The sequence below is a fragment of the Pseudoalteromonas sp. Z1A2 genome, assembly GCF_011378755.1.
Classification (GTDB): Bacteria; Pseudomonadota; Gammaproteobacteria; order Enterobacterales; family Alteromonadaceae; genus Pseudoalteromonas; species Pseudoalteromonas distincta.
The window spans coordinates 121,139-145,994 of record NZ_WTKX01000007.1; the positions used below are offsets into that span (position 1 = coordinate 121,139).

General features: G+C 42.4%; 20 protein-coding genes and 1 tRNA gene. 15 read left to right on the forward strand and 6 right to left on the reverse strand.

Going from position 1 to position 24,856, the window contains the following annotated elements; all coding sequences use genetic code 11:
• The first annotated feature begins 163 nt into the window (after window positions 1–163).
• Window positions 164–649, forward strand: coding sequence for a hypothetical protein (locus GQR47_RS07450; RefSeq protein WP_165723695.1), 486 nt, complete (start codon window positions 164–166; stop codon window positions 647–649).
• A 131-nt stretch (window positions 650–780) separates the two neighbouring features.
• Here GQR47_RS07450 and cysQ read toward each other — a convergent pair whose 3' ends face one another.
• From cysQ to cysG, 6 genes are read right to left on the reverse strand one after another with little or no spacing between them, the layout of a single operon-like run.
• Window positions 781–1,551: a 3'(2'),5'-bisphosphate nucleotidase CysQ gene (gene cysQ, locus GQR47_RS07455; protein ID WP_165723696.1), complete on the reverse strand. Its 771-nt coding sequence runs from the start codon at window positions 1,549–1,551 to the stop codon at window positions 781–783.
• A 9-nt stretch (window positions 1,552–1,560) separates the two neighbouring features.
• Window positions 1,561–2,154: an adenylyl-sulfate kinase gene (cysC, locus tag GQR47_RS07460; RefSeq protein WP_007378439.1), complete on the reverse strand. Its 594-nt coding sequence runs from the start codon at window positions 2,152–2,154 to the stop codon at window positions 1,561–1,563.
• 32 nt (window positions 2,155–2,186) lie between these two features.
• Window positions 2,187–3,911, reverse strand: coding sequence for an SLC13 family permease (locus tag GQR47_RS07465; protein ID WP_165723697.1), 1,725 nt, complete (start codon window positions 3,909–3,911; stop codon window positions 2,187–2,189).
• A gap of 31 nt (window positions 3,912–3,942) precedes the next feature.
• A complete protein-coding gene (gene cysN, locus GQR47_RS07470; RefSeq protein WP_024603862.1) occupies window positions 3,943–5,367 on the reverse strand; it encodes a sulfate adenylyltransferase subunit CysN in 1,425 nt (474 codons plus the stop codon).
• Window positions 5,367–6,266, reverse strand: coding sequence for a sulfate adenylyltransferase subunit CysD (gene cysD / locus GQR47_RS07475; protein WP_002958873.1), 900 nt, complete (start codon window positions 6,264–6,266; stop codon window positions 5,367–5,369). Before cysD ends, cysN begins: the two co-directional genes overlap by 1 nt.
• A gap of 49 nt (window positions 6,267–6,315) precedes the next feature.
• Entirely contained in the window at window positions 6,316–7,743 is a 1,428-nt protein-coding gene (gene cysG / locus GQR47_RS07480) for a siroheme synthase CysG (protein WP_165723698.1), read from the reverse strand.
• A gap of 450 nt (window positions 7,744–8,193) precedes the next feature.
• Here cysG and deoC point away from each other — a divergent pair, with 450 nt between their 5' ends.
• The 14 genes from deoC to GQR47_RS07550 form a co-directional block, all read left to right on the forward strand.
• The gene (gene deoC, locus GQR47_RS07485) at window positions 8,194–8,937 is read left to right on the forward strand and encodes a deoxyribose-phosphate aldolase (RefSeq protein ID WP_165723699.1); all 744 of its coding nucleotides are present in this window, start codon (window positions 8,194–8,196) and stop codon (window positions 8,935–8,937) included.
• Window positions 8,938–9,085: 148 nt separating this feature from the next.
• Window positions 9,086–9,162, forward strand: a tRNA-Trp gene (locus GQR47_RS07490).
• 132 nt (window positions 9,163–9,294) lie between these two features.
• On the forward strand, window positions 9,295–9,672 hold the full coding sequence (gene secE / locus GQR47_RS07495; RefSeq protein ID WP_002958877.1) for a preprotein translocase subunit SecE: 378 nt from the start codon (window positions 9,295–9,297) through the stop codon (window positions 9,670–9,672).
• Window positions 9,673–9,676: 4 nt separating this feature from the next.
• A complete protein-coding gene (gene nusG, locus GQR47_RS07500; RefSeq protein WP_002958878.1) occupies window positions 9,677–10,240 on the forward strand; it encodes a transcription termination/antitermination protein NusG in 564 nt (187 codons plus the stop codon).
• 214 nt (window positions 10,241–10,454) lie between these two features.
• On the forward strand, window positions 10,455–10,883 hold the full coding sequence (rplK, locus tag GQR47_RS07505) for a 50S ribosomal protein L11 (protein WP_002958879.1): 429 nt from the start codon (window positions 10,455–10,457) through the stop codon (window positions 10,881–10,883).
• A 3-nt stretch (window positions 10,884–10,886) separates the two neighbouring features.
• Complete coding sequence (rplA, locus tag GQR47_RS07510) at window positions 10,887–11,591, forward strand: 50S ribosomal protein L1 (RefSeq protein ID WP_165723700.1); 705 nt, start codon at window positions 10,887–10,889, stop codon at window positions 11,589–11,591.
• A 323-nt stretch (window positions 11,592–11,914) separates the two neighbouring features.
• Window positions 11,915–12,409 carry a 50S ribosomal protein L10 gene (rplJ, locus tag GQR47_RS07515; RefSeq protein ID WP_002958881.1) on the forward strand — a complete coding sequence of 165 codons (495 nt, stop codon included), beginning with the start codon at window positions 11,915–11,917 and terminating at the stop codon, window positions 12,407–12,409.
• Between the two features lie 76 nt (window positions 12,410–12,485).
• Window positions 12,486–12,848 (forward strand): 50S ribosomal protein L7/L12, encoded by a 363-nt coding sequence (rplL, locus tag GQR47_RS07520; RefSeq protein WP_002958882.1) that lies wholly within the window; start codon window positions 12,486–12,488, stop codon window positions 12,846–12,848.
• A gap of 271 nt (window positions 12,849–13,119) precedes the next feature.
• Window positions 13,120–17,145 (forward strand): DNA-directed RNA polymerase subunit beta, encoded by a 4,026-nt coding sequence (gene rpoB / locus GQR47_RS07525; protein WP_024597281.1) that lies wholly within the window; start codon window positions 13,120–13,122, stop codon window positions 17,143–17,145.
• Window positions 17,146–17,249: 104 nt separating this feature from the next.
• Window positions 17,250–21,425: a DNA-directed RNA polymerase subunit beta' gene (gene rpoC, locus GQR47_RS07530; protein ID WP_002958884.1), complete on the forward strand. Its 4,176-nt coding sequence runs from the start codon at window positions 17,250–17,252 to the stop codon at window positions 21,423–21,425.
• A 195-nt stretch (window positions 21,426–21,620) separates the two neighbouring features.
• Window positions 21,621–21,995 carry a 30S ribosomal protein S12 gene (gene rpsL / locus GQR47_RS07535; RefSeq protein WP_002958885.1) on the forward strand — a complete coding sequence of 125 codons (375 nt, stop codon included), beginning with the start codon at window positions 21,621–21,623 and terminating at the stop codon, window positions 21,993–21,995.
• 97 nt (window positions 21,996–22,092) lie between these two features.
• Window positions 22,093–22,563: a 30S ribosomal protein S7 gene (rpsG, locus tag GQR47_RS07540; RefSeq protein ID WP_010555004.1), complete on the forward strand. Its 471-nt coding sequence runs from the start codon at window positions 22,093–22,095 to the stop codon at window positions 22,561–22,563.
• A gap of 27 nt (window positions 22,564–22,590) precedes the next feature.
• Window positions 22,591–24,705 carry an elongation factor G gene (gene fusA, locus GQR47_RS07545; protein ID WP_002958887.1) on the forward strand — a complete coding sequence of 705 codons (2,115 nt, stop codon included), beginning with the start codon at window positions 22,591–22,593 and terminating at the stop codon, window positions 24,703–24,705.
• A 62-nt stretch (window positions 24,706–24,767) separates the two neighbouring features.
• Window positions 24,768–24,856 (forward strand): GTP-binding protein (locus tag GQR47_RS07550; RefSeq protein ID WP_233997923.1); only part of this gene is annotated, 89 nt, incomplete at its 3' end.

The window sequence follows — 24,856 nt, forward strand, 5'->3', positions numbered from 1 at the left end:
AGGTTTATTTAATTAATAATTATTACTTAACTAATTAAGGGGGAATAGTATGAGTAATAATTCAATAAAGTGGTACGAGAAACCAAGTGGTATATTAGCGTTAAATACTTTAGGTAGCATAATTGCTGCATTCATTTTTACAGTAATATTTTAAAGGTTGGCTATGAAGAGTAAATATCTAGATATTAATGAGCAAACCATTAATGAATTAGAGGAGGCGTGGAAGTACCTCAATAAACATTTTTATAGTGAGTTAAATTTAGAAAGTAATCGCCCTATAGAGTCGGAAAATCCACTTGGTAAACTTGCATATTTTATGGAATTTGGGATTTACCCACCACCTGAATTACTACTAAAAATATCAGAGATTTATGAAGTGTATATGTTACAAGCTGGTAAAGTTGATCTTGAAGAATCATTTTATGGGAAGCCCATTAAAGGTATTGGAAACTTTTCTGGGCGAGAAGCAAAAAAGGAAGACGTTAAATTTTTAGAGATGACATTATCTATGGAAGCCATTGGTAACAAAAAGAAAAAACGTTCGCAATATGAAATAGCCGAAGAATATTTGAGAGCTAAAGGCTCTGACGAAGATCCCGAACACTTGTTAAGAAAGTTGCGAAGATACAGAAATAAGCCTGCAAACTAGAGGCATATAATAAGCGCTTTCAACAGGGTAATAGTCTTCTCAACGTGTAGTTGTCACCTTTTCATAATATGAAGAGAAAAAGCTACCAATTGTCTTTTTAACAACTGATAGCTAACCACTCAAAACTGCTCTTATCCCTCTAAAGCCGAAACCACAAAATACGGATTTAAGTATTCATCTTTGGTGTTATAAATAAGCGGGCTGCCATCAAGCTTAGTGACTTTAGCACCGGCTATTTCGGCGATGGCGTGGCCTGCGCCTGTATCCCATTCGCACGTTGGGCCTAAGCGCGGGTAAATGTCGGCGCTGCCCTCAGCGACTAAACACAGCTTTAGTGAGCTGCCTTTAGACACCATTTCAACCTCGTCAAAGCGTTTTACAAACTCGGCTAAATCGGGTGATGGGTGAGAGCGACTGCCTACAACTCGAATTAACCCTTTGTTAGGTTTGGTAGTTACCTTAAGCTCAATTCGCTCATCGCCTTTATCTTTAAATGCGCCAATGGCTTCGGCGGCTAAGTACGATACGCCAAGGGCAGGTGCATCTACTACGGCTAAAATAGGAATGCCGTTTTTAATTAGGGCGATGTTTACGGTAAATTCACCGTTCTTTTTAATAAATTCTTTAGTGCCGTCGATTGGGTCAACTAACCAGTAGCTTTTCCACGTTTGGCGTACATCCCAGCTTATGTCGGCGTTTTCTTCACTAAGTATTGGAATATCAGGTGTGAGCTGTTGAAGCCCTGCCACAATCACTTTATGAGCTGCTAAATCGGCGTCGGTTACGGGGCTTTCATCGGCTTTGTACTCAACGTTAAAATCCTTTTCGTAAATTCCCATTATCGCTTGGCCTGCTTTGCGGGCAAGGATGAGGGTTTCTTCTAGCAGTTCGGTTTGATTCATGGGGTTAACCTATATTATGTGCTTTTGTTTTAGATACGTTATCAGTTGTGTAACCGATTGGTCTAGGGTGTTTTTACTTGTATCTAAAATTATTTCTGGATTGTTTGGCACTTCGTAGCTTGAATCGATACCAGTGAAGTGTTTTATCTCTCCAGCGCGGGCTTTTTTGTATAAGCCTTTTGGATCGCGGCTTTCGCATACATCCAGTGGGGTATCGATAAATACTTCGATAAATTCGCCTTCGTCTACTAAGCTGCGCACCATGTCGCGTTCTGCTCTAAAAGGCGATATAAACGCAGTAAGTACTAACAAGCCAGCGTCGGTCATTAGTTTTGCGGTTTCGCCTACGCGGCGTATGTTTTCAATGCGGTCTTCGTCGCTAAAGCCTAGATCTTTACACAAACCGTGGCGTACGTTGTCGCCATCGAGCAGGTAAGTGTGCGTACCTTGCTGATTAAGCGCCGCTTCTAGTGCGTTTGCTACGGTGCTTTTGCCAGAGCCTGAAAAGCCGGTAAACCATAAAATAGCGGGCTTATGTTTTTTTTGCTCACTACGCTGTGCTTTTGTAGTTGCGTAGTTATGCCAAACTATATTTTCATCCATAGTGAGAGTCTCTTATGCTGTGAGCGCAGGTATTAAAACGGAAATACCAGCGGGATCAGGGTTAATACCGTGATTGAATAAATAATAGAAAGGGGTAAGCCCATCACTATGTAATCTTTTAAGCGATAGTTACCCGCGCTATAAACCATTAGGTTAGTTTGATACCCAAATGGCGATATAAAGCTGGCTGATGCGCCAAAGGCAACCGCCATAATAAACGGTAGTGGGTCTACATTAAAACCAACCGCGAGCGAGTAAGCAACAGGGAACGACAAGGCAGCTGCTGCGTTATTAGTAATAAGCTCGGTAAATAATACGGTCATTAAAAATATGGCAATAAACGCGCCGTACGGACCAAAGTCGCCAAGTACCATAAACATGGCGTCGGATATTTGCCCGGCAAGTCCGGTGCCTATCATTAATTTAGCAAGGCCAATGGCGCTACCTACAACCACCAATAACTCGATAGGGAAACGGCGTTTTACTTCGTTAAGTTTTATGGTGCCGCTGAGCATTAAGCCAATCAGTAATACTAATAAGCCTTTAACCAGCGGCACTATGCCAATAATGCTTAAACCCAGTACTGCGGCAAAGCTTAGTAGCACAATATTTGATTGCTTAGGTGCAAGGTGGGCTTGTAAGTCAAACCCTGAAATATACACAAATTCGCGCTTTAAATTAGGCAAAGTGTAAAAGTTTTTGCCTGGTGCGAGTATAAGTGAGTCGCCAGCTTGTAATTGCACTTGCCCAAGGCCGCCTTGTAAGCGGTCATGTCCACGGCGAATGGCAATAACAGCAGCATGAAACTGCTCTCTAAAGCGGGCTTCTTTTACGGTTTTACCAATAAATTTTGAAGATTGACTTACAACTACTTCTACTAAGTGTTCTATGTCTTTTTGATGATTTTCGTGTACTACTTTTAGGCCGTCGAAACGGGTAAGTAATGGCACCGATTTTATATCACCTACAAACAGCAGCACGTCGTCTTTTTGAATAATTTGCAGCGGGGTGACTGCGCAAATGCGGCTGCCAGCGCGAATGATTTCAGCAAGGAATAAGTCTTTTAAATCACGTAGGCCGTTTTCTTCTACGGTTTGGCCTATTAATTTTGAGCTTGCTTGTACTTTACCTTCTAGGTAAAAAGGCACGACTTCTTGGTCGCTTTTACCGTTGTCGGGTAAGTATTTAAGCATCACTAAAATGGTAATTAGGCCTACGCTTAACGCGCCTAAACCCACTAAGGTAAAGTCAAAAAAGCCCAGCGGTTCCATACCCGCATCTACTGCAAAGCCATTAACGATTAAGTTGGTTGATGTACCAATAAGCGTGATAGTGCCGCCCAAAATAGCAGTGTACGACAGCGGTAATAATAGCTTTGAAGGGGAGTGATTAGGATTGTCTTTTATCGCGGTAATAAGCGATGCAACAACGGCGGTATTGTTAGTGAACGACGATAAAAAGGCGGTTGATAACCCCAATTTTGTTACCGATTTTACTAAACTACCTTTAGATAGCGATTGCGCTAACTTTTGAATTAGGGTGGTTTTTTCTATTGCGGTCGACACTAACACCAATAGTACTAAAGTGATAAGCGACGGGTTAGCGTAGTTAACTAGCATACTTTCAAGATCGATTAGCCCTGCTAAGTAGCTGGTGCCAATAGCGCTTACAAATAACCATGCTGGATTAATACGGGTGCCAAAAAGGCACCCGACTAAGGTAAGCATAATGCCTGTTAAAACGAGCTGTTCTACCATGCTTTTAAATTCCTAACAGGCTAAAGTTAACTTATAACTTAGAAATATCAAGCGCTTGCCAATGCGGGAAGTGCTTGCGTACTAAGCTGTTAAATTCAACTTCAAATTCGCTAAAGTTACTTTGCTTTGTTTGGCTTTGCAGTACTTGCTCAATCATACCGGCAGCAACAGTTAGGTTTGATAAGCGATCGATTAGGATAAACGAGCCTGTTTCGTGATTGCTGTGGTACTCGTCTGCCAAAATAGTTTCGGTTAGTTCAAGCGTTACAATCGCAATTTCGTTTAACTGCAGTGAGTCGCTAGTGCCGTGCTCAAGCGTGTTTACATCAATTGTGTAGTCAATCTTTTTAACAATAGCTGAGGTGTTTTTGCTACCTAGTTTTAGGTTATAGCTTTTACCTAACACTAATGGCGATTCATGCATCCACACAATTTTAGCTTGCAGCTGGTTAGTTACAGCGGCCGTTGAATTTGCAGGTACGATTACATCCCCTCGGCTAATATCAATTTCGTTATTTAGGGTAACGGTAATTGCTTGGCCTGCTTCGGCGCTGTCCAGATTACCATCAAAGGTAACAATTTCTTTAATGCTTGATGTTTTACCTGACGGTAATACTTTTATAGCATCGCCTACGTGCATCTTGCCCGATGTCAGTGTGCCCTGAAAACCACGGAAGTTTAAGTTAGGACGCACGACATATTGCACCGGTAGGCGCGCTTCAAAGCCTGTATCTGTTTCGGCTGCTGGCGAATCTTCTAGTAATTCTAGTAGCGGCTTGTCGGTGTAATACGGTGTATGTGCAGAGCGTGTTACTACGTTGTCGCCTTTAAGCGCCGACATAGGCACAAACTTAATGTTTGATACGTTAAGTTGCTCAGCAAATTTAAGGTAATCGGCCTTAATTTTTTCATACACGGTTTCGTCAAAATCAACGATATCCATTTTATTAACGGCAACAACAAACTGTTTAATGCCCAGCGAGTCACAAATAAAGCTATGGCGCTTAGTTTGTACTTGTACGCCGTAACGCGCATCAACCAAAATAATGGCGACATCGCTTGTTGATGCACCAGTTACCATGTTGCGCGTGTATTGCTCGTGCCCAGGCGTGTCGGCAATAATAAATTTACGCTTAGCCGTTGAAAAGTAACGGTACGCTACGTCAATCGTAATGCCTTGTTCACGCTCAGCTTGTAGGCCATCAACTAATAAAGCAAGGTCAAGATCTTCACCTGCATTACCTACTTTCTCGTTATCTTTATGAAGGGCTGCTAGCTGATCTTCATAAATTTGGTGGCTGTCGTGCAGTAGGCGGCCAATCAGTGTTGATTTACCGTCATCTACGCTGCCACAAGTAAGCATGCGTAATAAGCTTTTGTCTTGTTGGCGTGCTAGGTAGGCGTCTATGCCTATTTCTTTTACTTCGTTAAATGTATCGTTATTTTGGCTAGACATTAAAAATACCCCTCACGTTTTTTCTTCTCCATTGAGCCGGCTGAATCATGGTCAATAACACGACCTTCACGTTCAGATGACGTAGATAGCAGCATTTCTTCGATGATTTCGGTTAAAGTACTGGCTGTTGATTCAACTGCACCGGTAAGTGGGTAGCAGCCTAATGTACGAAAACGTACAGATTTCATTTGCGGTACTTCACCTTCATTAAGAGGCATACGCTCATCGTCAACCATAATCAAAGTACCGTCGCGCTCAACTACTGGGCGATCTTTAGCTAGGTACAATGGCACCATTTCGATGTTTTCTTGATAAATGTATTGCCAAATATCAAGCTCAGTCCAGTTAGATAATGGGAAAACACGAATGCTCTCACCCGGATTAACTTGGCTGTTGTAGGTATTCCAAAGCTCTGGGCGTTGGTTTTTAGGGTCCCAACGGTGGTGTTTGTCGCGGAACGAATAAACACGCTCCTTTGCGCGTGACTTTTCTTCGTCGCGGCGTGCGCCACCAAATGCAGCATCAAAGCCGTATTTATCTAGCGCTTGTTTTAAGCCTTGGGTTTTCATTATGTCGGTATGTTTACCCGAGCCATGCGTAAACGGGCCTACACCCATTTCAATGCCTTCTGGATTTTTGTGTACCAGTAGATCAAAGCCATATTCTTTAGCTATACGGTCGCGAAACTCGATCATTTCACGAAACTTCCAGTTGGTGTCTACGTGTAATAACGGAAACGGAATTTTTGCAGGGTAAAATGCTTTACGCGCTAAGTGCAAAAGTACCGACGAATCTTTACCAATAGAGTAAAGCATTACTGGGTTCTCAAACTCAGCGGCGACTTCGCGCATGATTTTGATACTTTCAGCTTCAAGTTGCTGAAGGTGAGTTAAAGCCATTGTTAGTCGTCCTACTAAAATGATTAAAAGTTACAAATTTAAAATTCGGTTATGTATTTGATACATCTGTTAGCGGCTGTGCAAAGCTGCTTGTTTGCTCGTTTTTCCCAAACCACGCTAGTTGCGAGTGCAGGGCGGCTACTTCGCCAATAATGAGTAGTGCAGGCGATATAATGCTGTTGCGTTCAATTAAGTCGGCAAGTTCGCCTAATTGGCCTGTTACTACACGCTGATTTTTACGTGTACCGTTTTCGATAATGGCAACAGGGGTGTCGGCTTTGCGGCCATGTTTTAAAAGCTCGCTTTGTATGTGCGGCGATTTAATTACGCCCATGTAAATAGCCAGCGTTTGATTTGCTTTTGCCAGCGATTGCCAATCAAGTTCTTGACCGTCTTTTTTACAGTGGCCAGTTACAAATTGAATGGCTTGTGCATGGTCACGATGCGTTAGCGGAATACCCGCGTAAGCACTACAACCTGCAGCGGCTGTAATACCCGGTACAATTTGATAATTTACGTTGTTAGCAGCCAGTACTTGTACTTCTTCGCCACCACGGCCATAAATAAACGGGTCACCACCTTTAATGCGGCACACTTTTTTGCCTTGTTTAGCAAGGTCGACCAGCATTTGGTTGGTATCTTCTTGAACAACACTATGATCGCCTAAGCGTTTACCTACACAAATAAGGTCAGCATCACGGCGCACTAGTTCCATAATTTCGTCAGAGACTAAAAAGTCGTAAACAACCACATCGGCTTGTTGCATAAGTTGCAGTGCTTTAAGTGTTAAAAGCTCTGGATCGCCAGGGCCTGCACCTACTACGTATACTTCGCCTTCAGGTTCTGCTTTTGCATCTAGCATTTGCTCTAGTTGCTGCTGTGCGGCTTGGGTATCGCCGGTTTGTACTTTACTCACGACAGATGAGTCGAACACGCCTTCCCAAAATTGGCGGCGGTCTGAAAAATGCTTAAAGCGTTTTTTTACTTTTTCTCTAAAGCCACCGACAAGTGTTGCAAGTGGGCCAATATGATGTGGAATAAGTGTTTCGAGCTTTTCGCGTAAGCGACGTGCAAGTACGGGCGCTGTGCCAGCACTTGATATAGCTATCGTAATTGGGTCACGGTCAACAATGGATGGGAATATAAACGTACATTTAGGTTGGTCATCAACCACGTTTACAAACACATTGCGGGCATTGGCAAGTTCAAATACGTTGTTGTTTACTTCATCGCGGTCGGTTGCTGCAATAACGAGCATTTTGCCATCAAGGTGCGATTCATCAAAATAAGCATCAATAAGCGTTACTTCATTATTATGTGCATGCTCTTTTAGTTCGTCGCAAAACCAAGGTGCTACTAAAGTAACGCTTGCTCTCGCTTTTAAAAACGCGCGACATTTGCGTAATGCGACCTCTCCACCGCCAACAACCAATACTGGTTTGTTGTCGAGTTTGGTAAAGATAGGTAAATACTGCACGTTAATAAGACCCCTAAACAAATTCAAATATAAGAAAACGCTTTATTCTGATAAGCAGAATATAGCGGCTATCAATAAGTAAAAAATAATTAAAACCAAGTTGATATAACCAAAAGTTATAATAGGTGGGCTTTTTAGGCCTAAGAGCTAGTTAACAAGGGATTGCGACGAGTTACAAGTAAAATAACCAGCTTATAGTGTTTGGTTATGAGCTATAGCGAGTTTGGTTTAATTTGTTAATATGGATGCATATCAAATTTTGTACTTATACCAATTGCATTAAATTAGTGATCTATTATAGCGACGAGAAAATAGCTCAATAGCAAGGCTAAAATTATGATACATAGTTGTTCTATATAAATAGTTTTTAACGTAGTTAGTGCGTTATTTAATACGCTAAAATGATCATGTTTTTAATAAAATTGGTATTACATAAGCAACGGAGCTCTAATGACACAACACCAAAAAGATGCCGCATTAGCAGTCGCACTGATGGATTTAACAAGCTTAAACACCAGCGATACCACCAAAAGCATTCAAGCACTTGTTGATAGCATAAATCCTACCTTAGGCACGCCTGCCGCTGTATGTGTTTATAGCGACTTTGTTGATGATGCAAAAATAGCACTCGCAGCGCGTGAGCTTAACCATGTTAAAGTCGCAACAGTTACTAACTTTCCAACAGGTGATGCACCACTGAGTGATGTAATTAACGAAACACTTATTGCTATAGAGCGCGGCGCAGACGAAATTGATTTGGTTATTCCTTATAAAAAACTAATAGCGGGCGATGCTCAAACTGTACTTAGCTATGTAAGCGAAAGTAAAAAAGCGTGTGGGTCGCGCGCGCAACTTAAAGTAATAATAGAAAGCGGCGAGCTAAAAACTGACGCGCTTATTACTCAAGCCACGAAACTTGCAATTGAAGGCGGTGCTGATTTTGTAAAAACCAGTACGGGTAAAGTGGCTGTAAATGCCACGCTTGAATCAACAAAAATTATGCTAACAGCCATTAAAAACTCAAACAAACGTGTGGGCTTTAAAGCGGCTGGCGGTGTTAAAACTGTTGCCGATGCTAGTGATTATTTAGCACTAGCACGCGCAATAATGGGTGATGATTATTTGCAAGCAAATACATTTAGGTTTGGCGCTTCAAGCTTGTTAAGTGACGTTTATAAAACCATAGGGAAATAATCAATATCTTTGGATTGTAGGTTTATCTAACCGATTAAATTATTAGCAGTTTAAACAATAATGTAATTAATTAATTAGATTTTCCAATGTGGGTATCTTTTAGGCTTGTGTTAATGAACTGCGTAAGTATAATAGGCATCCACTTTGCAGGGGCGTAGTTCCAATTGGTAGAACAGCGGTCTCCAAAACCGATGGTTGGGAGTTCGAATCTCTCCGCCCCTGCCAGTTTTACTTGTTATTTGAGTAGTCTGAGATTAAAAACCGGTTTAAATTAAGTCTGTTTTTAAGTTTAGATTTTAATGGATTAACCCTGCCGTAGTGTAGGGTTGTTGTGTCTGTAGTTAAGGTAATAATATTATGAGCACGAATGTAGAAACACCATCAAGTGCGATGGAGTCAGTAAAGTGGTTAGTAGCAATCGCGCTACTTGCAGGCGCAGTTGTTGGTAATCACATGTATGCAGATCAATCTGTATTACTACGTGCTATTGGCGTTGTTGTTGCAATAGCGGCCGGATTAGCAATTGCCTCGCAAACATTTAAGGGACGTAACTTTCTTGCTTTCGCTAAAGAAGCTCGAATTGAAGTACGCAAAGTTATTTGGCCAACGCGCCAAGAAACTACCCACACGACATTAATTGTAATGGTTGCAACAGTGATTATGGCACTTATCCTTTGGGGATTAGATGGCATTTTATTCCGCGCTGTAGGCTTTTTAACTGGATTGGAGATCTGATCCCATGTCGGATGAGAACGAGAACAAAGAAATTAAGTTACGTTGGTATGTAGTACAGGCCTTTTCTGGTTACGAAAAGCGTGTAGCTCAAACGTTAATTGAACATATTAAAATCGAAGGTCTAGAATCGAGCTTTGGTGAGATATTAGTACCAACTGAAGAAGTTGTTGAGATGCGCGCTGGCCAAAAGCGTAAATCTGAGCGTAAATTCTTCCCAGGTTATGTATTAGTACAAATGGATATGAATGACGCAAGCTGGCACTTAGTGAACAGCACAGAACGCGTTATGGGCTTTATTGGTGGTACGTCTGATCGTCCTGCTCCTATCAGCCCTAAAGAAGCTGAGCGCATTCTTAATCGCCTACAAGAAAATGCTGAAGCACCTAAACCTGCTACATTATTTGAACCAGGTGAAGTTGTACGCGTTACAGATGGTCCATTTGCAGATTTCAGTGGTGTAGTTGAAGAAGTTGACTACGAAAAGAGCCGCGTAAAAGTATCTGTACTTATTTTTGGTCGTTCTACGCCAGTTGAGCTTGAATTCGGTCAAGTTGAGCAAGATAAGTAATTGATTAAAAAAGCTTCGCTAATTTTTATTTAAATTTTGGCATGAAGCTTGAAAAAGGCCGCTGATTAACTTATAATCAGCGGCCTTTTTGTATTAAGGTAAAATTTATTTTTTACTGTGCAAAAAGTACGAAACCAATTTTTAAACTGGGAAGCCGTTAGAGTACGCGTCCTCGCGCGCACAAGGCTGAGACCCACCAAATGAGGTATTTATAATGGCTAAAAAAGTTGAAGCTCTAATCAAGCTACAAGTTGCCGCTGGTATGGCTAATCCTAGTCCTCCAGTAGGTCCTGCACTAGGTCAACACGGTGTAAACATCATGGAATTCTGTAAAGCGTTTAACGCACGTACAGAGTCTATCGAAAAAGGCGCTCCAGTTCCTGTAGTGATCTCTGTTTACGGTGACCGTTCATTTACGTTCGACATGAAAACGCCACCTGCTGCTTACTTACTTAAGAAAGCTGCTGGTATCAAGTCAGGCTCAGGCCGTCCTAACACTGATAAAGTAGGCACAGTAACTCGTGCTCAACTTGAAGAAATTGTTGAGACAAAACGAACTGACCTTACAGCTGCCGATATGGACGCAGCGGTTCGCACTATCGCAGGTTCTGCGCGTGCGATGGGCTTGAACGTAGAGGACTAAGAAATGGCTAAATTAACTAAACGTATGCGTACTATCCGCGAAAAAGTGGAAGTAACTAAAGATTACGAAATCAATGAAGCAGTTGCTCTTTTAAAAGAGTTAGCGACAGCTAAATTCGTAGAAAGTGTTGACGTTGCCGTTAACCTTGGTATCGATGCTCGTAAATCTGATCAAAACGTTCGTGGTGCTACTGTACTACCTAACGGTACTGGTCGTGACGTTCGTGTTGCTGTATTCACACAAGGCGCTAATGCAGAAGCTGCAAAAGAAGCTGGTGCTGAATTAGTAGGTATGGAAGATCTTGCTGAACTAGTTAAAAAAGGCGAGATGAACTTTGACGTTGTTGTTGCATCACCAGACGCTATGCGTGTTGTTGGTCAACTAGGTCAAATCTTAGGCCCACGTGGTCTAATGCCAAACCCTAAAACTGGTACTGTAACGCCTAACGTTGCAGAAGCAGTTAAAAATGCTAAAGCAGGTCAAGTACGTTACCGTAATGACAAAAATGGCATCATCCATACTACTATTGGTAAGGTTGATTTCACTGCAGAGCAGTTACAACAAAACCTTGAAGCTCTAATTGTTGCGCTTAAGAAGGCTAAACCTTCTCAAGCTAAAGGTGTTTACTTGAAGAAAGTAACTATCTCTACAACAATGGGCGCAGGTGTTTCTGTTGACCAAAACACTTTAAGCACTATTGTTTCTTAATTGAGTGTTTACATGGCGTGAAATTTGTACTATAATTTCGCGCCATTTTGTTGATTAATTTATTAATTTGCAAAGTAAAGAATTCGGGTTGAAGTCCATAATTTCGTTAAGCCTTCGGGGTTAACGATAAATTGGGCTTCCGTCCAAGACCGTAGGTGGCTTCGGCCTTAATATTCACCTACGTAGACGGTGTAGACCCCAGATAGATTTTTCCTAATCCTTCTGGCTCTCGCCGTAAAAAGCATCTCTACCTTGTTTGGTAGGGAAGAGTAGAACAGGGGAATCCGATAATCGGTACCCCCATTAAACCAGGAGTAACACCCATGGCTTTAAATCTTCAAGGCAAAAAAGCAATAGTTGCTGAAGTCAACGAAGCAGCCAATGGTGCTCTATCTGCAGTTGTTGCAGATTCTCGTGGTGTAACAGTTGGCGCAATCACTGCCCTTCGTAAAGAAGCTCGTGCAAATGGTGTTTGGATGAAAGTTGTCCGTAACACTTTAGCAAAACGTGCTCTTGAAGGAACAGATTTTGAGTGTCTTTCTGATTCATTTGTTGGTCCAAGCTTAATCGCTTTCTCATCAGAGCACCCAGGTGCTGCTGCGCGTATCTTTTCAGATTTCGCGAAAAAGAATGAGAAATTCGAGCTTAAAACGGCCGCTTTTGAAGGAAATGTTGTTGATGCAGCAATGCTTGCTACATTACCTACATACGATGAAGCTGTTGCACGCTTAATGAGTGCTATGAAAGAAGCGTCTGCTGGCAAATTGTGTAAAACAATTGAAGCAGTACGTGTACAGAAAGAAGAGCAAGCTGCTTAATTTTAAGCTGTTTAATCTCACTTTCGGTGTAAAATTTATTTGGACTTAATGTCCGTTAATTATTAGGAAATTTGTAATGTCTGTATCTAAAGACCAAATCCTTGACGCAATTGCTGAAATGTCAGTAATGGACGTTGTTGCTCTTATCGAAGCAATGGAAGAAAAATTCGGCGTAACTGCTGCAGCTGCAATGGTAGCTGGTCCAGCTGCTGAAGCTGCTGAAGAGAAAACAGAATTTGACGTAATCCTTACTGGCGCTGGCGCTAACAAGGTTTCTGCAATCAAAGCTGTTCGTAGCGCAACTGGCCTAGGCCTTAAAGAAGCGAAAGCTCTTGTTGAAGCTGCTCCTACACCTGTTAAAGAAGGTGTATCTAAAGAAGAAGCTGAAGCACTTGCAAAAGATCTTACTGAAGCTGGTGCTGAAGTTGAGGTTAAGTAATTTAGCTTTTGCTAAGTTCGCTGCCTGAGAAATCAGGCAAGGGCTGGTGATTATTTAATCACCGGCCTTTTTGCGCTATAGAGTGATGCACTCTTTTAGTTCAAATAAAATCTGATTTTTTCTTTACTTTCAACGCTTTATAGTTTGCTAGTGTTAAAGTGGGATCTAATTAGAACAACAGTTAAATGTTGTAAAATCTTGGCATAGCTGCCAGTTAAGTCTGTTCTTACAAGAACAGGTCGGGTCAAAGATCAGCAAGCTGAGGAACCCCATGGCTTACTCTTATTCTGAAAAGAAACGTATCCGTAAGGATTTTGGTAAACGTCCACAAGTTTTGGATATACCTTTTTTACTGTCTACACAGTTAGAATCGTTTAAAAAATTCTTAGTGCCGGACGCTGATGGCGATCATGGTTTGGAAGCTGCCTTCCGTTCTGTGTTCCCTATTAAAAGCTACTCGGGAAATTCTGAGCTTCAATACGTAAGTTACCGTATTGGTGAGCCAGTTTTCGATGTAAAAGAATGTCAAATTCGCGGTGTGACTTATTCTGCTCCACTTCGCGTGAAACTGCGTCTTGTTGTTATGGACAAAGAAGCACCAGGCACAGTTAAAGACATTAAAGAGCAAGAAGTTTACATGGGCGAAATTCCGCTCATGACAGATACCGGTACTTTTGTAATCAATGGTACAGAGCGTGTTATCGTTTCTCAGCTACACCGTAGCCCTGGTGTATTCTTTGATAACGACCGCGGTAAAACCCATTCATCGGGTAAAGTATTATATAACGCACGCGTTATACCTTACCGTGGTTCATGGTTAGACTTCGAATTTGATGCAAAAGATAACTTATATGTACGTATTGACCGCCGTCGTAAATTACCGGCGTCTATCATCCTACGTGCACTAGAGTATTCTAGCGAAGAAATCCTAGATATGTTCTTCGATAACACTACGTTTGAAGTAACGAATGGTAAAGTTCTTATGGAACTTGTACCTTCGCGTTTACGTGGTGAAACTGCCGCTTTTGATATCAAGAGCGAAGACGGTGAAGTATTTGTTGAAAGCGGTCGTCGTGTTACGGCTCGCCACATCAAGAGCATCGAGAAGAAAGGCATTAAGCAATTAGAAGTACCACATGAGTACATCATTGGCCGTATTGTAGCTAAAAACTATGTTGATGAATCAACTGGTGAAGTTATTGCAAATGCAAATGACGAGCTAACTCTAGAGCTAATGGCTGAATTGGTTAAAGCCGGTCACACTAAAATTGATACGTTATATATCAATGAAGTGGACAGCGGTGCTTACATGTCAAATACATTGAACATTGACTCTTCAAGCAGCCGTTTAGAAGCACTAGTAGAAATTTACCGCATGATGCGCCCAGGCGAGCCACCGACGAAAGACGCGGCTGAAGCCTTATTCCAGAACTTGTTCTTCTCTGAAGAGCGTTATGACTTATCTACTGTAGGTCGTATGAAGTTCAATAGCCGTGTTGGTTACGATACAGACACAGGCCCAGGCACATTAAGCAAAGAAGACATCGTGTCTGTTATGAAAGTATTAATTGCTATTCGTAACGGTCAAGGCGATGTTGATGATATCGATCACTTAGGCAACCGTCGTATACGTAGTGTTGGCGAAATGGCTGAGAACCAATTCCGTGTTGGTCTAGTACGTGTTGAACGTGCTGTACGTGAGCGTTTAAGCTTAGGTGACCTTGACGCGATAATGCCACAAGATCTTATTAACGCTAAGCCTATTTCGGCAGCGGTTAAAGAGTTCTTCGGCTCGTCTCAGTTATCACAGTTTATGGACCAAAATAACCCACTATCAGAAGTTACGCATAAACGTCGTATCTCTGCATTAGGTCCGGGCGGTCTAACTCGTGAACGCGCAGGCTTTGAAGTACGTGACGTTCACGTAACTCACTATGGTCGCGTATGTCCAATCGAGACTCCTGAGGGTCCAAACATCGGTCTAATTAACTCGTTGTCTACGTACGCACGTACAAATGACTACGGTTTCTTAGAAACACCTTACCGCAAAGTGGTAGATGGTGTTGTAACTGATGAAGTTGATTACTTATCAGCCATTGAAGAAGGTCAGTTTGTTATCGCACAGGCGAACTCAAACTTAACTGAAACCAATGAGTTTGTTGATGAACTTATTCCATGTCGTCACAAAGGTGAATCTACCTTTATGGGTCGCATGGACCAGCAGTATATGGATGTATCACCACAACAGGTGATCTCTGTAGCGGCAGCACTTATCCCGTTCCTAGAACACGATGATGCTAACCGTGCATTGATGGGTTCAAACATGCAACGTCAAGCAGTACCAACATTGAAAGCGGATAAACCGTTAGTAGGTACTGGTATTGAGTTAACACTAGCGAAAGACTCTGGTGTAACTATCGTTGCTAAACGTGGTGGTGAAGTAATGTATGCTGACGCAAGTCGCATCGTTGTAAATGTACATGAAGAAGAACGCATCCCTGGTGAAGCGGGCATCGACATCTACAACTTAACCAAATACACACGTTCTAACCAAAATACATGTATTAACCAAAAACCAACTTGTATGGTTGGCGAACCGGTTACTCGTGGTGACGTGTTAGCAGATGGTCCTTCGACTGACTTAGGTGACTTAGCCCTTGGTCAAAACCTTCGCGTGGCATTCATGCCATGGAACGGTTACAACTTCGAAGATTCAATCTTGTTATCAGAGCGCGTAGTTGAAGAAGATCGTCTAACGACTATCCATATTCAAGAACTACAGTGTGTTGCCCGTGATACTAAATTAGGTCCTGAAGAGATCACTGCAGATATCCCGAATGTGGGTGAGTCTGCGCTAGGCAAGCTTGATGAATCAGGCGTTGTATATATTGGTGCTGAAGTTAAAGGCGGCGATATCCTAGTAGGTAAAGTGACTCCTAAAGGCGAGACACAGCTTACACCTGAAGAGAAGCTACTACGTGCTATCTTCGGCGAAAAAGCGTCTGACGTTAAAGACAGCTCTTTACGTGTACCAAACTCTGTAACTGGTACTGTAATTGACGTGCAAGTTTTCACCCGTGATGGTGTTGAAAAAGATAAACGTGCGTTAGAAGTTGAAGATATGCAGCTTCGCGAAGCGAAGAAAGACTTCAACGAAGAGTTCCGTATTTTAGAAGCAGGCGTTTTAGACCGTGCACGCAAGCTACTTATAGCTGCTGGTTTTGATGAAGAAAAACTTGCATCTCTTAATGCTGAAAAAGTACTTACGCAAAGCCTTGCTGAAGAAGACAAGCAAGCTGAGCTTGAGCAACTAGCTGCACAGTACGATGAGCTTAAAGCTGAATACGATAAAAAGTTTGAAAACAAACGTCGTAAAATTACCCAAGGTGATGATTTAGCACCAGGCGTACTTAAGATTGTTAAAGTATACCTAGCTGTTAAACGTCGTATCCAACCGGGTGATAAAATGGCGGGTCGTCACGGTAACAAAGGTGTTATCTCGACTATCGTACCAGTAGAAGATATGCCTTACGATGACAAAGGTCGTACGGTAGATATCGTATTGAATCCACTAGGTGTACCATCGCGTATGAACATCGGTCAGATCCTTGAAACACATATGGGTCTTGCTGCACGTGGTATCGGTGAACGTATTGAAGAGATGATGAAAGAACAACGTGAGCTTCATGAGCTACGTGAATTCATCAAGCAAGCTTACGAAATTGGTGAATCTCGCCAAGTTGTAGACATTGCTAGCTTCACTGATGACGAAATTCGTCGTCTAGCTGAAAACTTAAAAGGTGGTTTACCAATAGCTACTCCTGCATTTGATGGCGCGAAAGAAAGCGAAATCAAAGACATGCTTGAGCTTGGTGGATATCCTCGAAGTGGTCAGGTTACACTTTATGATGGCCGTACTGGCGATCAGTTTGAACGTCAAGTAACTGTTGGTTACATGTACATGCTTAAACTTAACCACTTGGTTGACGATAAAATGCACGCACGTTCTACTGGTTCTTACAGCCTTGTTACTCAGCAGCCGCTGGGTGGTAAAGCACAGTTCGGTGGCCAGCGTTTTGGTGAGATGGAAGTATGGGCACTTGAAGCTTACGGTGCTGCTTACACTCTACAAGAAATGCTAACAGTGAAATCGGATGACGTGAACGGTCGTACTAAGATGTATAAAAACATCGTTGATGGTAACCATAAAATGGAGCCAGGTATGCCAGAATCGTTCAACGTATTGTTGAAAGAAATCCGCTCACTGGGTATCAACATCGAGTTGGAAGAAAATTAAGCCAATTAGATGCTGCAGTTAACGCTGCAGCATCTGTTACGGCTGAATAGAATGTAGGGACGAGACTATCCGTCCTCAAGATTAACTCCGACAGGAGAGCTAAGGTGAAAGACTTACTTAAGTTTCTGAAGCAACAAAATAAGACCGAAGAATTCGATGCAATTCGCATTGGTCTTGCTTCACCAGACATGGTTCGTTCATGGTCATACGGTGAAGTAAAGAAACCTGAGACTATTAACTACCGTACTTTCAAGCCTGAGCGCGACGGCTTATTCTGTGCCCGTATTTTTGGCCCAGTGAAAGATTATGAGTGTTTATGTGGTAAATATAAACGCCTTAAACACCGTGGTGTGATCTGTGAAAAGTGTGGCGTTGAAGTAACACTCACTAAAGTGCGACGCGATCGTATGGGTCATATCGACCTTGCGAGCCCAGTTGCACATATATGGTTTTTAAAATCATTACCGTCACGTATTGGCTTAATGCTAGATATGACGCTTCGTGATATTGAACGTGTTCTTTACTTCGAATCATTCGTAGTAACTGAGCCTGGTATGACAACGCTTGAGCGTGGTCAACTATTAGGTGAAGAAGAATACTTAGATTCACTAGAAGAGCACGGTGATGAATTTGAAGCGAAGATGGGTGCTGAAGCAGTTTTAGACTTGCTTCGTGAACTTGATCTTGCTCAATTAATTGCTGAGATGCGTGAAGAGTTACCAACAATTAACTCTGAAACTAAGCGTAAAAAAATCACTAAACGTCTTAAGTTAATGGAATCGTTCCACCAATCAGGTAATAACCCTGAGTGGATGATCATGACAGTACTTCCAGTATTGCCACCTGATCTACGCCCATTAGTACCATTAGACGGTGGTCGTTTTGCGACATCTGATCTAAACGACCTTTACCGTCGTGTTATTAACCGTAATAACCGTCTTAAGCGCCTACTAGATTTAGCAGCACCAGACATTATTGTACGCAACGAAAAACGTATGTTACAAGAAGCGGTAGATGCGCTACTTGATAACGGTCGTCGTGGTCGTGCAATTACAGGTTCTAACAAACGTCCTCTTAAATCTCTTGCTGATATGATCAAGGGTAAGCAAGGTCGTTTCCGTCAGAACTTACTTGGTAAGCGTGTAGATTATTCAGGCCGTTCTGTAATCACAGTAGGTCCTACTCTTAAGCTTCACCAATGTGGTCTTCCTAAGAAGATGGCACTAGAGTTATTCAAACCATTCATCTATGGCAAATTAGAGCGTCGCGGCATGGCTACGACAATCAAAGCAGCTAAGAAGATGGTTGAACGTGAAGTTCCGGAAGTATGGGATGTACTTGACGAAGTAATTCGTGAACATCCAGTATTACTTAACCGTGCACCAACACTTCACCGTTTGGGTATCCAAGCGTTTGAACCTGTGCTTATCGAAGGTAAAGCGATTCATTTGCATCCATTAGTATGTGCGGCCTACAACGCCGATTTCGATGGTGACCAAATGGCGGTACACGTACCGTTAACAATCGAAGCACAGCTTGAAGCTCGTGCCTTAATGATGTCAACAAACAACATTCTATCTCCTGCGAATGGTGAGCCAATCATCGTTCCTTCACAGGATGTTGTATTGGGTCTTTATTACATGACTCGTGACCGCATTAACGCTAAAGGCGAAGGCGCGATATTTAAAGATCCAAAAGAAGCAGAAAAAGCATACCGCAGCGGCAATGCAGACCTTCACGCAATCGTGAAAGTACGTATTAGCCAATCAGTTAAAAACGAAGACGGCATAGTAGAAGACACTGTTACTGTTATCGATACAACTGTTGGTCGTGCAATTCTGTCTCTAATTTTACCTAAAGGCATGCCGTTTGCGTCAATCAACCAGCCGCTAGGTAAAAAGCAGATTTCTGGCTTATTGAATGAGTGTTACCGTCGTCTAGGTCTTAAAGATACAGTTATCTTTGCTGACCAAGTTATGTACACCGGTTTCCATTATGCAATGAAGTCAGGTGTTTCTATCGGTATTGATGACTTAGTTATCCCACCGATTAAAGCACAGATAATTGAATCAGCTGAAGCTGAAGTGACTGAAATCAACCAACAATTCCAATCAGGTCTTGTAACGGCTGGTGAAAAGTACAACAAAGTTATCGATATCTGGTCACGTGTAAACGAAAACTTATCACGTGAGATGATGGCTAACTTGTCAAAAGACACAGTTATCAATGCAAAAGGTGAAGAAGTAGAGCAACCGTCATTTAACTCAGTGTTTATGATGGCCGACTCAGGTGCTCGTGGTAGTGCTGCACAGATTCGTCAGTTGGCGGGTATGCGTGGTCTAATGGCACGTCCAGATGGTTCAATCATCGAGACGCCAATCACAGCTAACTTCCGTGAAGGTCTAAACGTACTTCAGTACTTCATCTCAACGCATGGTGCGCGTAAAGGTCTTGCCGATACAGCACTTAAAACAGCAAACTCGGGTTACCTAACGCGTCGTCTAGTAGACGTTGCACAAGATTTGGTAATCAATGAAGATGACTGTGGCACAGAAGATGGCTTAACAATGAAACCGCTTATTGAAGGTGGTGATGTTGTAGAAGCACTTCGCGAACGTGTTCTAGGTCGTGTTGTTGCTGAAGATATTGTAATTCCAGGTACTAATACTGTACTTGTTGAACGTAATGTTATGCTTGACGAAAAACTGTGTGACCTTTTAGAAGAGCACTCAGTAGATGAAGTTCGCGTACGTTCTGTTATCACATGTGATAATGACTTTGGTGTTTGTGCTAACTGTTACGGTCGTGACCTAGCACGTGGTCACATCATTAACGCTGGTGAATCAGTGGGTGTTATCGCGGCTCAATCAATCGGTGAGCCGGGTACACAGTTAACAATGCGTACCTTCCACATCGGTGGTGCGGCATCTAGAGCATCTGCAGAAAATAATGTACAAGTTAAAACTAACGGTACATTAAAACTTCATAACTCTAAGTACGTATTAAACACAGACGGTAAGATTGTTATTACCTCTCGTTCTACGGAAATTACTATCATCGATAGTCATGGTCGTGAGAAAGAGCGTTATAAAGTACCTTACGGTGCGGTACTAACAGTGCAAGACAATGCAGAAGTTCAAGGTAACGACATCGTTGCTACTTGGGACCCGCATAGTCACCCAATCGTTCTTGAGCATAAGTCAAAAGTATCGTTCAGCGATATCGATGATTCAAATACTGAAGCACAGACTGATGAACTAACCGGTTTAACCCGTGTAGTTGTAAAAGATCTTGCTAAAGTAAATACGAAAGAACCAAAGCTTATCATTGAAAGTGAAGAGCGCGGTCTGCAAGAAACACGTCTTCCTTCATTCACTACGATTGAAGTTATTGACGGCGTTACAGCAAACCCAGGTGACGTGTTAGCACGTATTCCGCAAGAAGGTTCGAAAACTCGTGATATCACGGGTGGTCTACCACGCGTAGCCGACTTATTTGAAGCTCGTAAGCCAAAAGATCCAGCTATATTAGCTGAAGTAACTGGTACAATTAGCTTCGGTAAAGAGACTAAAGGTAAGAAGCGTTTAGTTATTACTCCAGCTGAAGGTGATCATTACGAAGAGATGATTCCTAAGTGGCGTCAACTTAACGTGTTTGAAGGTGAGCAAGTGTCTAAAGGTGAAGTTATTGCCGATGGTCCTGAATCACCGCATGACATCTTACGCCTACGTGGTGTGACTCATGTTGCTAACTATATCGTTAACGAAGTGCAAGAGGTTTACCGTTTGCAAGGCGTTAAGATCAATGACAAGCACATTGAAACAATTATCCGTCAAATGTTACGTAAATGTACCATTATGCACGGCGGTGATACTGACTTCTTAGCCGGTGAACAAATCGAAGTGGCGCGCGTTAATATCGCAAACCGTGACCTTGAAAAACAAGGTAAGATACCAGCTAAGTTTGAAATCCAGTTAATGGGTATCACAAAAGCATCACTAGCAACAGAATCTTTCATCTCTGCAGCGTCTTTCCAAGAGACAACACGTGTTCTTACAGATGCGGCAGTGAATGGTAAGAGCGATGAGCTTCGCGGTCTTAAAGAAAACGTAATTGTGGGTCGTTTGATCCCAGCCGGTACCGGTTTTGCGTATCATCAAGAACGTATGGCTCGCCGTAAACAAAGCAAAGTAGTAGTAGAAGAGCAAACAGTAAGTGCAGAAGAGGCGACTCAAGCACTTACAGACGCTCTAAATGCTGATTTGTCTGGAAATCAATAAACTGTTCTTAATCAATAGATTAAGTGATCGTAAGGCAGTTATATGCTGTCTTACGATTAGTTTAGGTTGACAGGTTAAACTTTGCTCATTAAAATTCCGCCACCCATTTACTTGTGTGCTTAATGCAGGCTCGTAAATAAAGGGCGGATTTTTTTATTTTTTTCAGTAGTAATTTTAATTTCAGGAGCTATTTAAATGGCAACTATTAACCAGCTAGTGCGTAAGCCACGCCGTAGCAAGGTTACGAAAAGTAACTCAGCTGCACTAAAAGCGTGTCCGCAAAAGCGCGGTGTATGTACTCGCGTATATACAACTACACCTAAGAAACCAAACTCGGCGTTACGTAAAGTAGCACGTGTACGTTTAACTAACGGTTTCGAAGTAACTTCATACATTGGCGGTGAAGGTCATAACCTTCAAGAGCATAGTGTAATCCTAATCCGTGGTGGTCGTGTTAAAGATTTACCAGGTGTGCGTTTTCACACTGTTCGTGGTGCACTTGACTGTGCAGGCGTTAGCGATCGTCGTCAAGCTCGTTCTAAATACGGTGCAAAACGCCCTAAAGGGTAATTGTATTCCGTTAGTAAGGCCAAGCACTAAATATTTATAATTATTGTTTTGGGTGATTGACTCGAAAGAGCAAACCTGAATAAACCGGAGATACAAAATGCCTAGAAGACGCGTAATCGGTCAACGTAAAATTCTTCCAGATCCTAAGTTCGGATCGGAACTTCTTGCTAAATTCGTTAACATCGTGATGTTAGACGGCAAGAAATCTACTGCTGAAAAAATTGTTTATGGTGCGCTAGACGTGGCTGCTGAGAAATCAGGCAAGTCGCACCTAGAAATCTTTGAGACTGCACTTGATAACATCCGTCCACAGGTAGAGGTTAAATCTCGCCGTGTTGGTGGTTCAACTTATCAAGTACCAGTTGAAGTACGTCCAGTTCGTCGTAACGCATTAGGTATGCGTTGGTTAGTAGACGCTGCACGTAAGCGTGGCGAAAAATCTATGGGCTTACGTTTAGCTCAAGAAATCGTTGACGCTTCTGATAATAAAGGCACTGCGGTTAAGAAACGTGAAGACGTTCACCGTATGGCTGAAGCGAATAAAGCATTCGCTCATTACCGTTGGTAATCTGTCTTTAACCTTTAAGAGGATCATATGGCACGTACAACTCCACTTGAGCGCTATCGTAATATAGGTATTGTTGCTCACGTAGATGCAGGCAAAACCACCACAACAGAACGTGTTCTGTTCTACACAGGTCTTTCTCATAAGATCGGTGAAGTACATGATGGCGCTGCAACTATGGATTGGATGGAGCAGGAACAAGAGCGTGGTATCACAATCACTTCTGCTGCAACAACGTGTTTTTGGAAAGGGATGGACGCTCAATTTGACGCCCATCGTATCAATATTATTGATACTCCAGGACACGTAGATTTCACTATCGAAGTAGAGCGTTCTTTACGCGTACTAGATGGTGCGGTAGTTGTTCTTTGTGCTTCATCTGGTGTACAGCCGCAAACTGAGACAGTTTGGCGTCAAGCGAACAAATACGAAGTTCCGAGAATGATCTTCGTAAATAAAATGGATCGCACGGGCGCAGACTTCTTAGCAGTGGTCAGCCAGGTGAAATCTCGTCTTGGAGCAACGCCTGTTCCAATTCAGTTGCCTGTAGGCGCTGAGGACGACTTTAAAGGTGTTATTGACCTTATAAAAATGAAAGTGATTAACTGGAACGAAGCGGACCAGGGTATGACTTTCTCTTATGAGGCAATACCGGCAGAACTTCTGGAATTAGCTGAAGAATGGCGCGCTCATTTAGTTGAAAGCGCTGCTGAAGCAACAGAAGAACTAATGGATAAATACTTAGAAGGTGAAGAGTTAAGTGAAGCAGAAATTAAAAATGCTTTACGCCAACGAACATTAGCAAATGAGATTGTTCCAGTTACTTGTGGTAGCGCATTTAAAAACAAAGGCGTTCAAGCTGTGCTTGATGGCGTTGTTGAATATATGCCGTCACCAGAGCAAGTGAAACAAATCCAAGGTATCTTAGAAAATGGTACTGAGGAAGAACGTCCAGCTAATGATAAAGCGCCGTTTGCTGCACTCGCATTTAAGATTGCAACAGACCCGTTTGTTGGAACCTTGACCTTTTTCCGTGTTTACTCTGGTACTGTTAAACAGGGTGACACGGTATATAATCCAGTAAAAAGTAAGCGTGAGCGACTTGGCCGTATCGTACAGATGCATTCAAACTCTCGTGAAGAGATCAAAGAAGTTTTCGCAGGCGACATCGCGGCAGCTATTGGTCTTAAAGACGTAACAACAGGTGAAACACTGTGTGATCCGAATTCTATTATTACGCTTGAGCGTATGGAATTCCCAGAACCAGTAATCTCTATTGCGGTTGAGCCCCGCACTATAGCTGACCAAGATAAGATGGGTATCGCACTAGGTAAACTAGCTGCTGAAGATCCTTCTTTTCGCGTACAAACTGACGAAGAATCAGGCCAGGTTATAATCTCTGGCATGGGTGAACTTCACTTAGATATCATCGTCGACCGTATGAAACGTGAATTCAGTGTTGAATGTAACGTTGGTAAGCCGCAGGTCTCATACCGAGAAGCTATTCGTTCAACTGTTAAGGTTGAAGGGAAGTTTATACGTCAGTCAGGTGGTCGTGGCCAATATGGACACGTTTGGATTAAACTTGAACCGATGGATATTACGGATGATGAGTCACCAATTTACGAGTTCGTTAACGAAACCGTAGGTGGTTCAGTTCCTAAAGAATTCGTTCCTGCGGTAGACAAAGGTATCCAAGAGCAAATGTCTCAAGGTGTACTGGCAGGCTACCCATTACTTGGCGTTAAAGCGACTTTATATGATGGTTCATTCCATGATGTAGATTCGAATGAAATGGCATTTAAAATAGCAGGTTCACTGGCAATGAAAAACGGGGCGCTTGAAGCTAACCCTGTACTTTTAGAGCCAGTAATGAAGGTTGAAGTACTCACTCCTGATTCAAATATGGGTGATGTAGTTGGCGACTTAAACCGTCGCCGCGGCATAATCGAAGGCATGGAAGATGCATTAGGTGGACTTAAGCAAATTAATGCGCAAGTTCCTCTTTCTGAAATGTTTGGTTATGCAACTGCTTTACGATCTGCAACACAGGGCCGTGCCTCATACTCTATGGAGTTTGTGAAGTACGCTGAAGCCTCTAAAAATGTCGCAGATACAATAATTTCAGCTCGCGCTGTTATATAATTTTAGCTTGTCTGGCTCAATAGTGAGTCAGGCTTTAATTTCTTTATTAGGAATTTTTTAAGATGGCAAAAGAAAAGTTTGAACGCGTAAAACCGCACGTAAACGTTGGTACAATCGGCCACGTTGACCACGGTAAAACTACACTAACTGC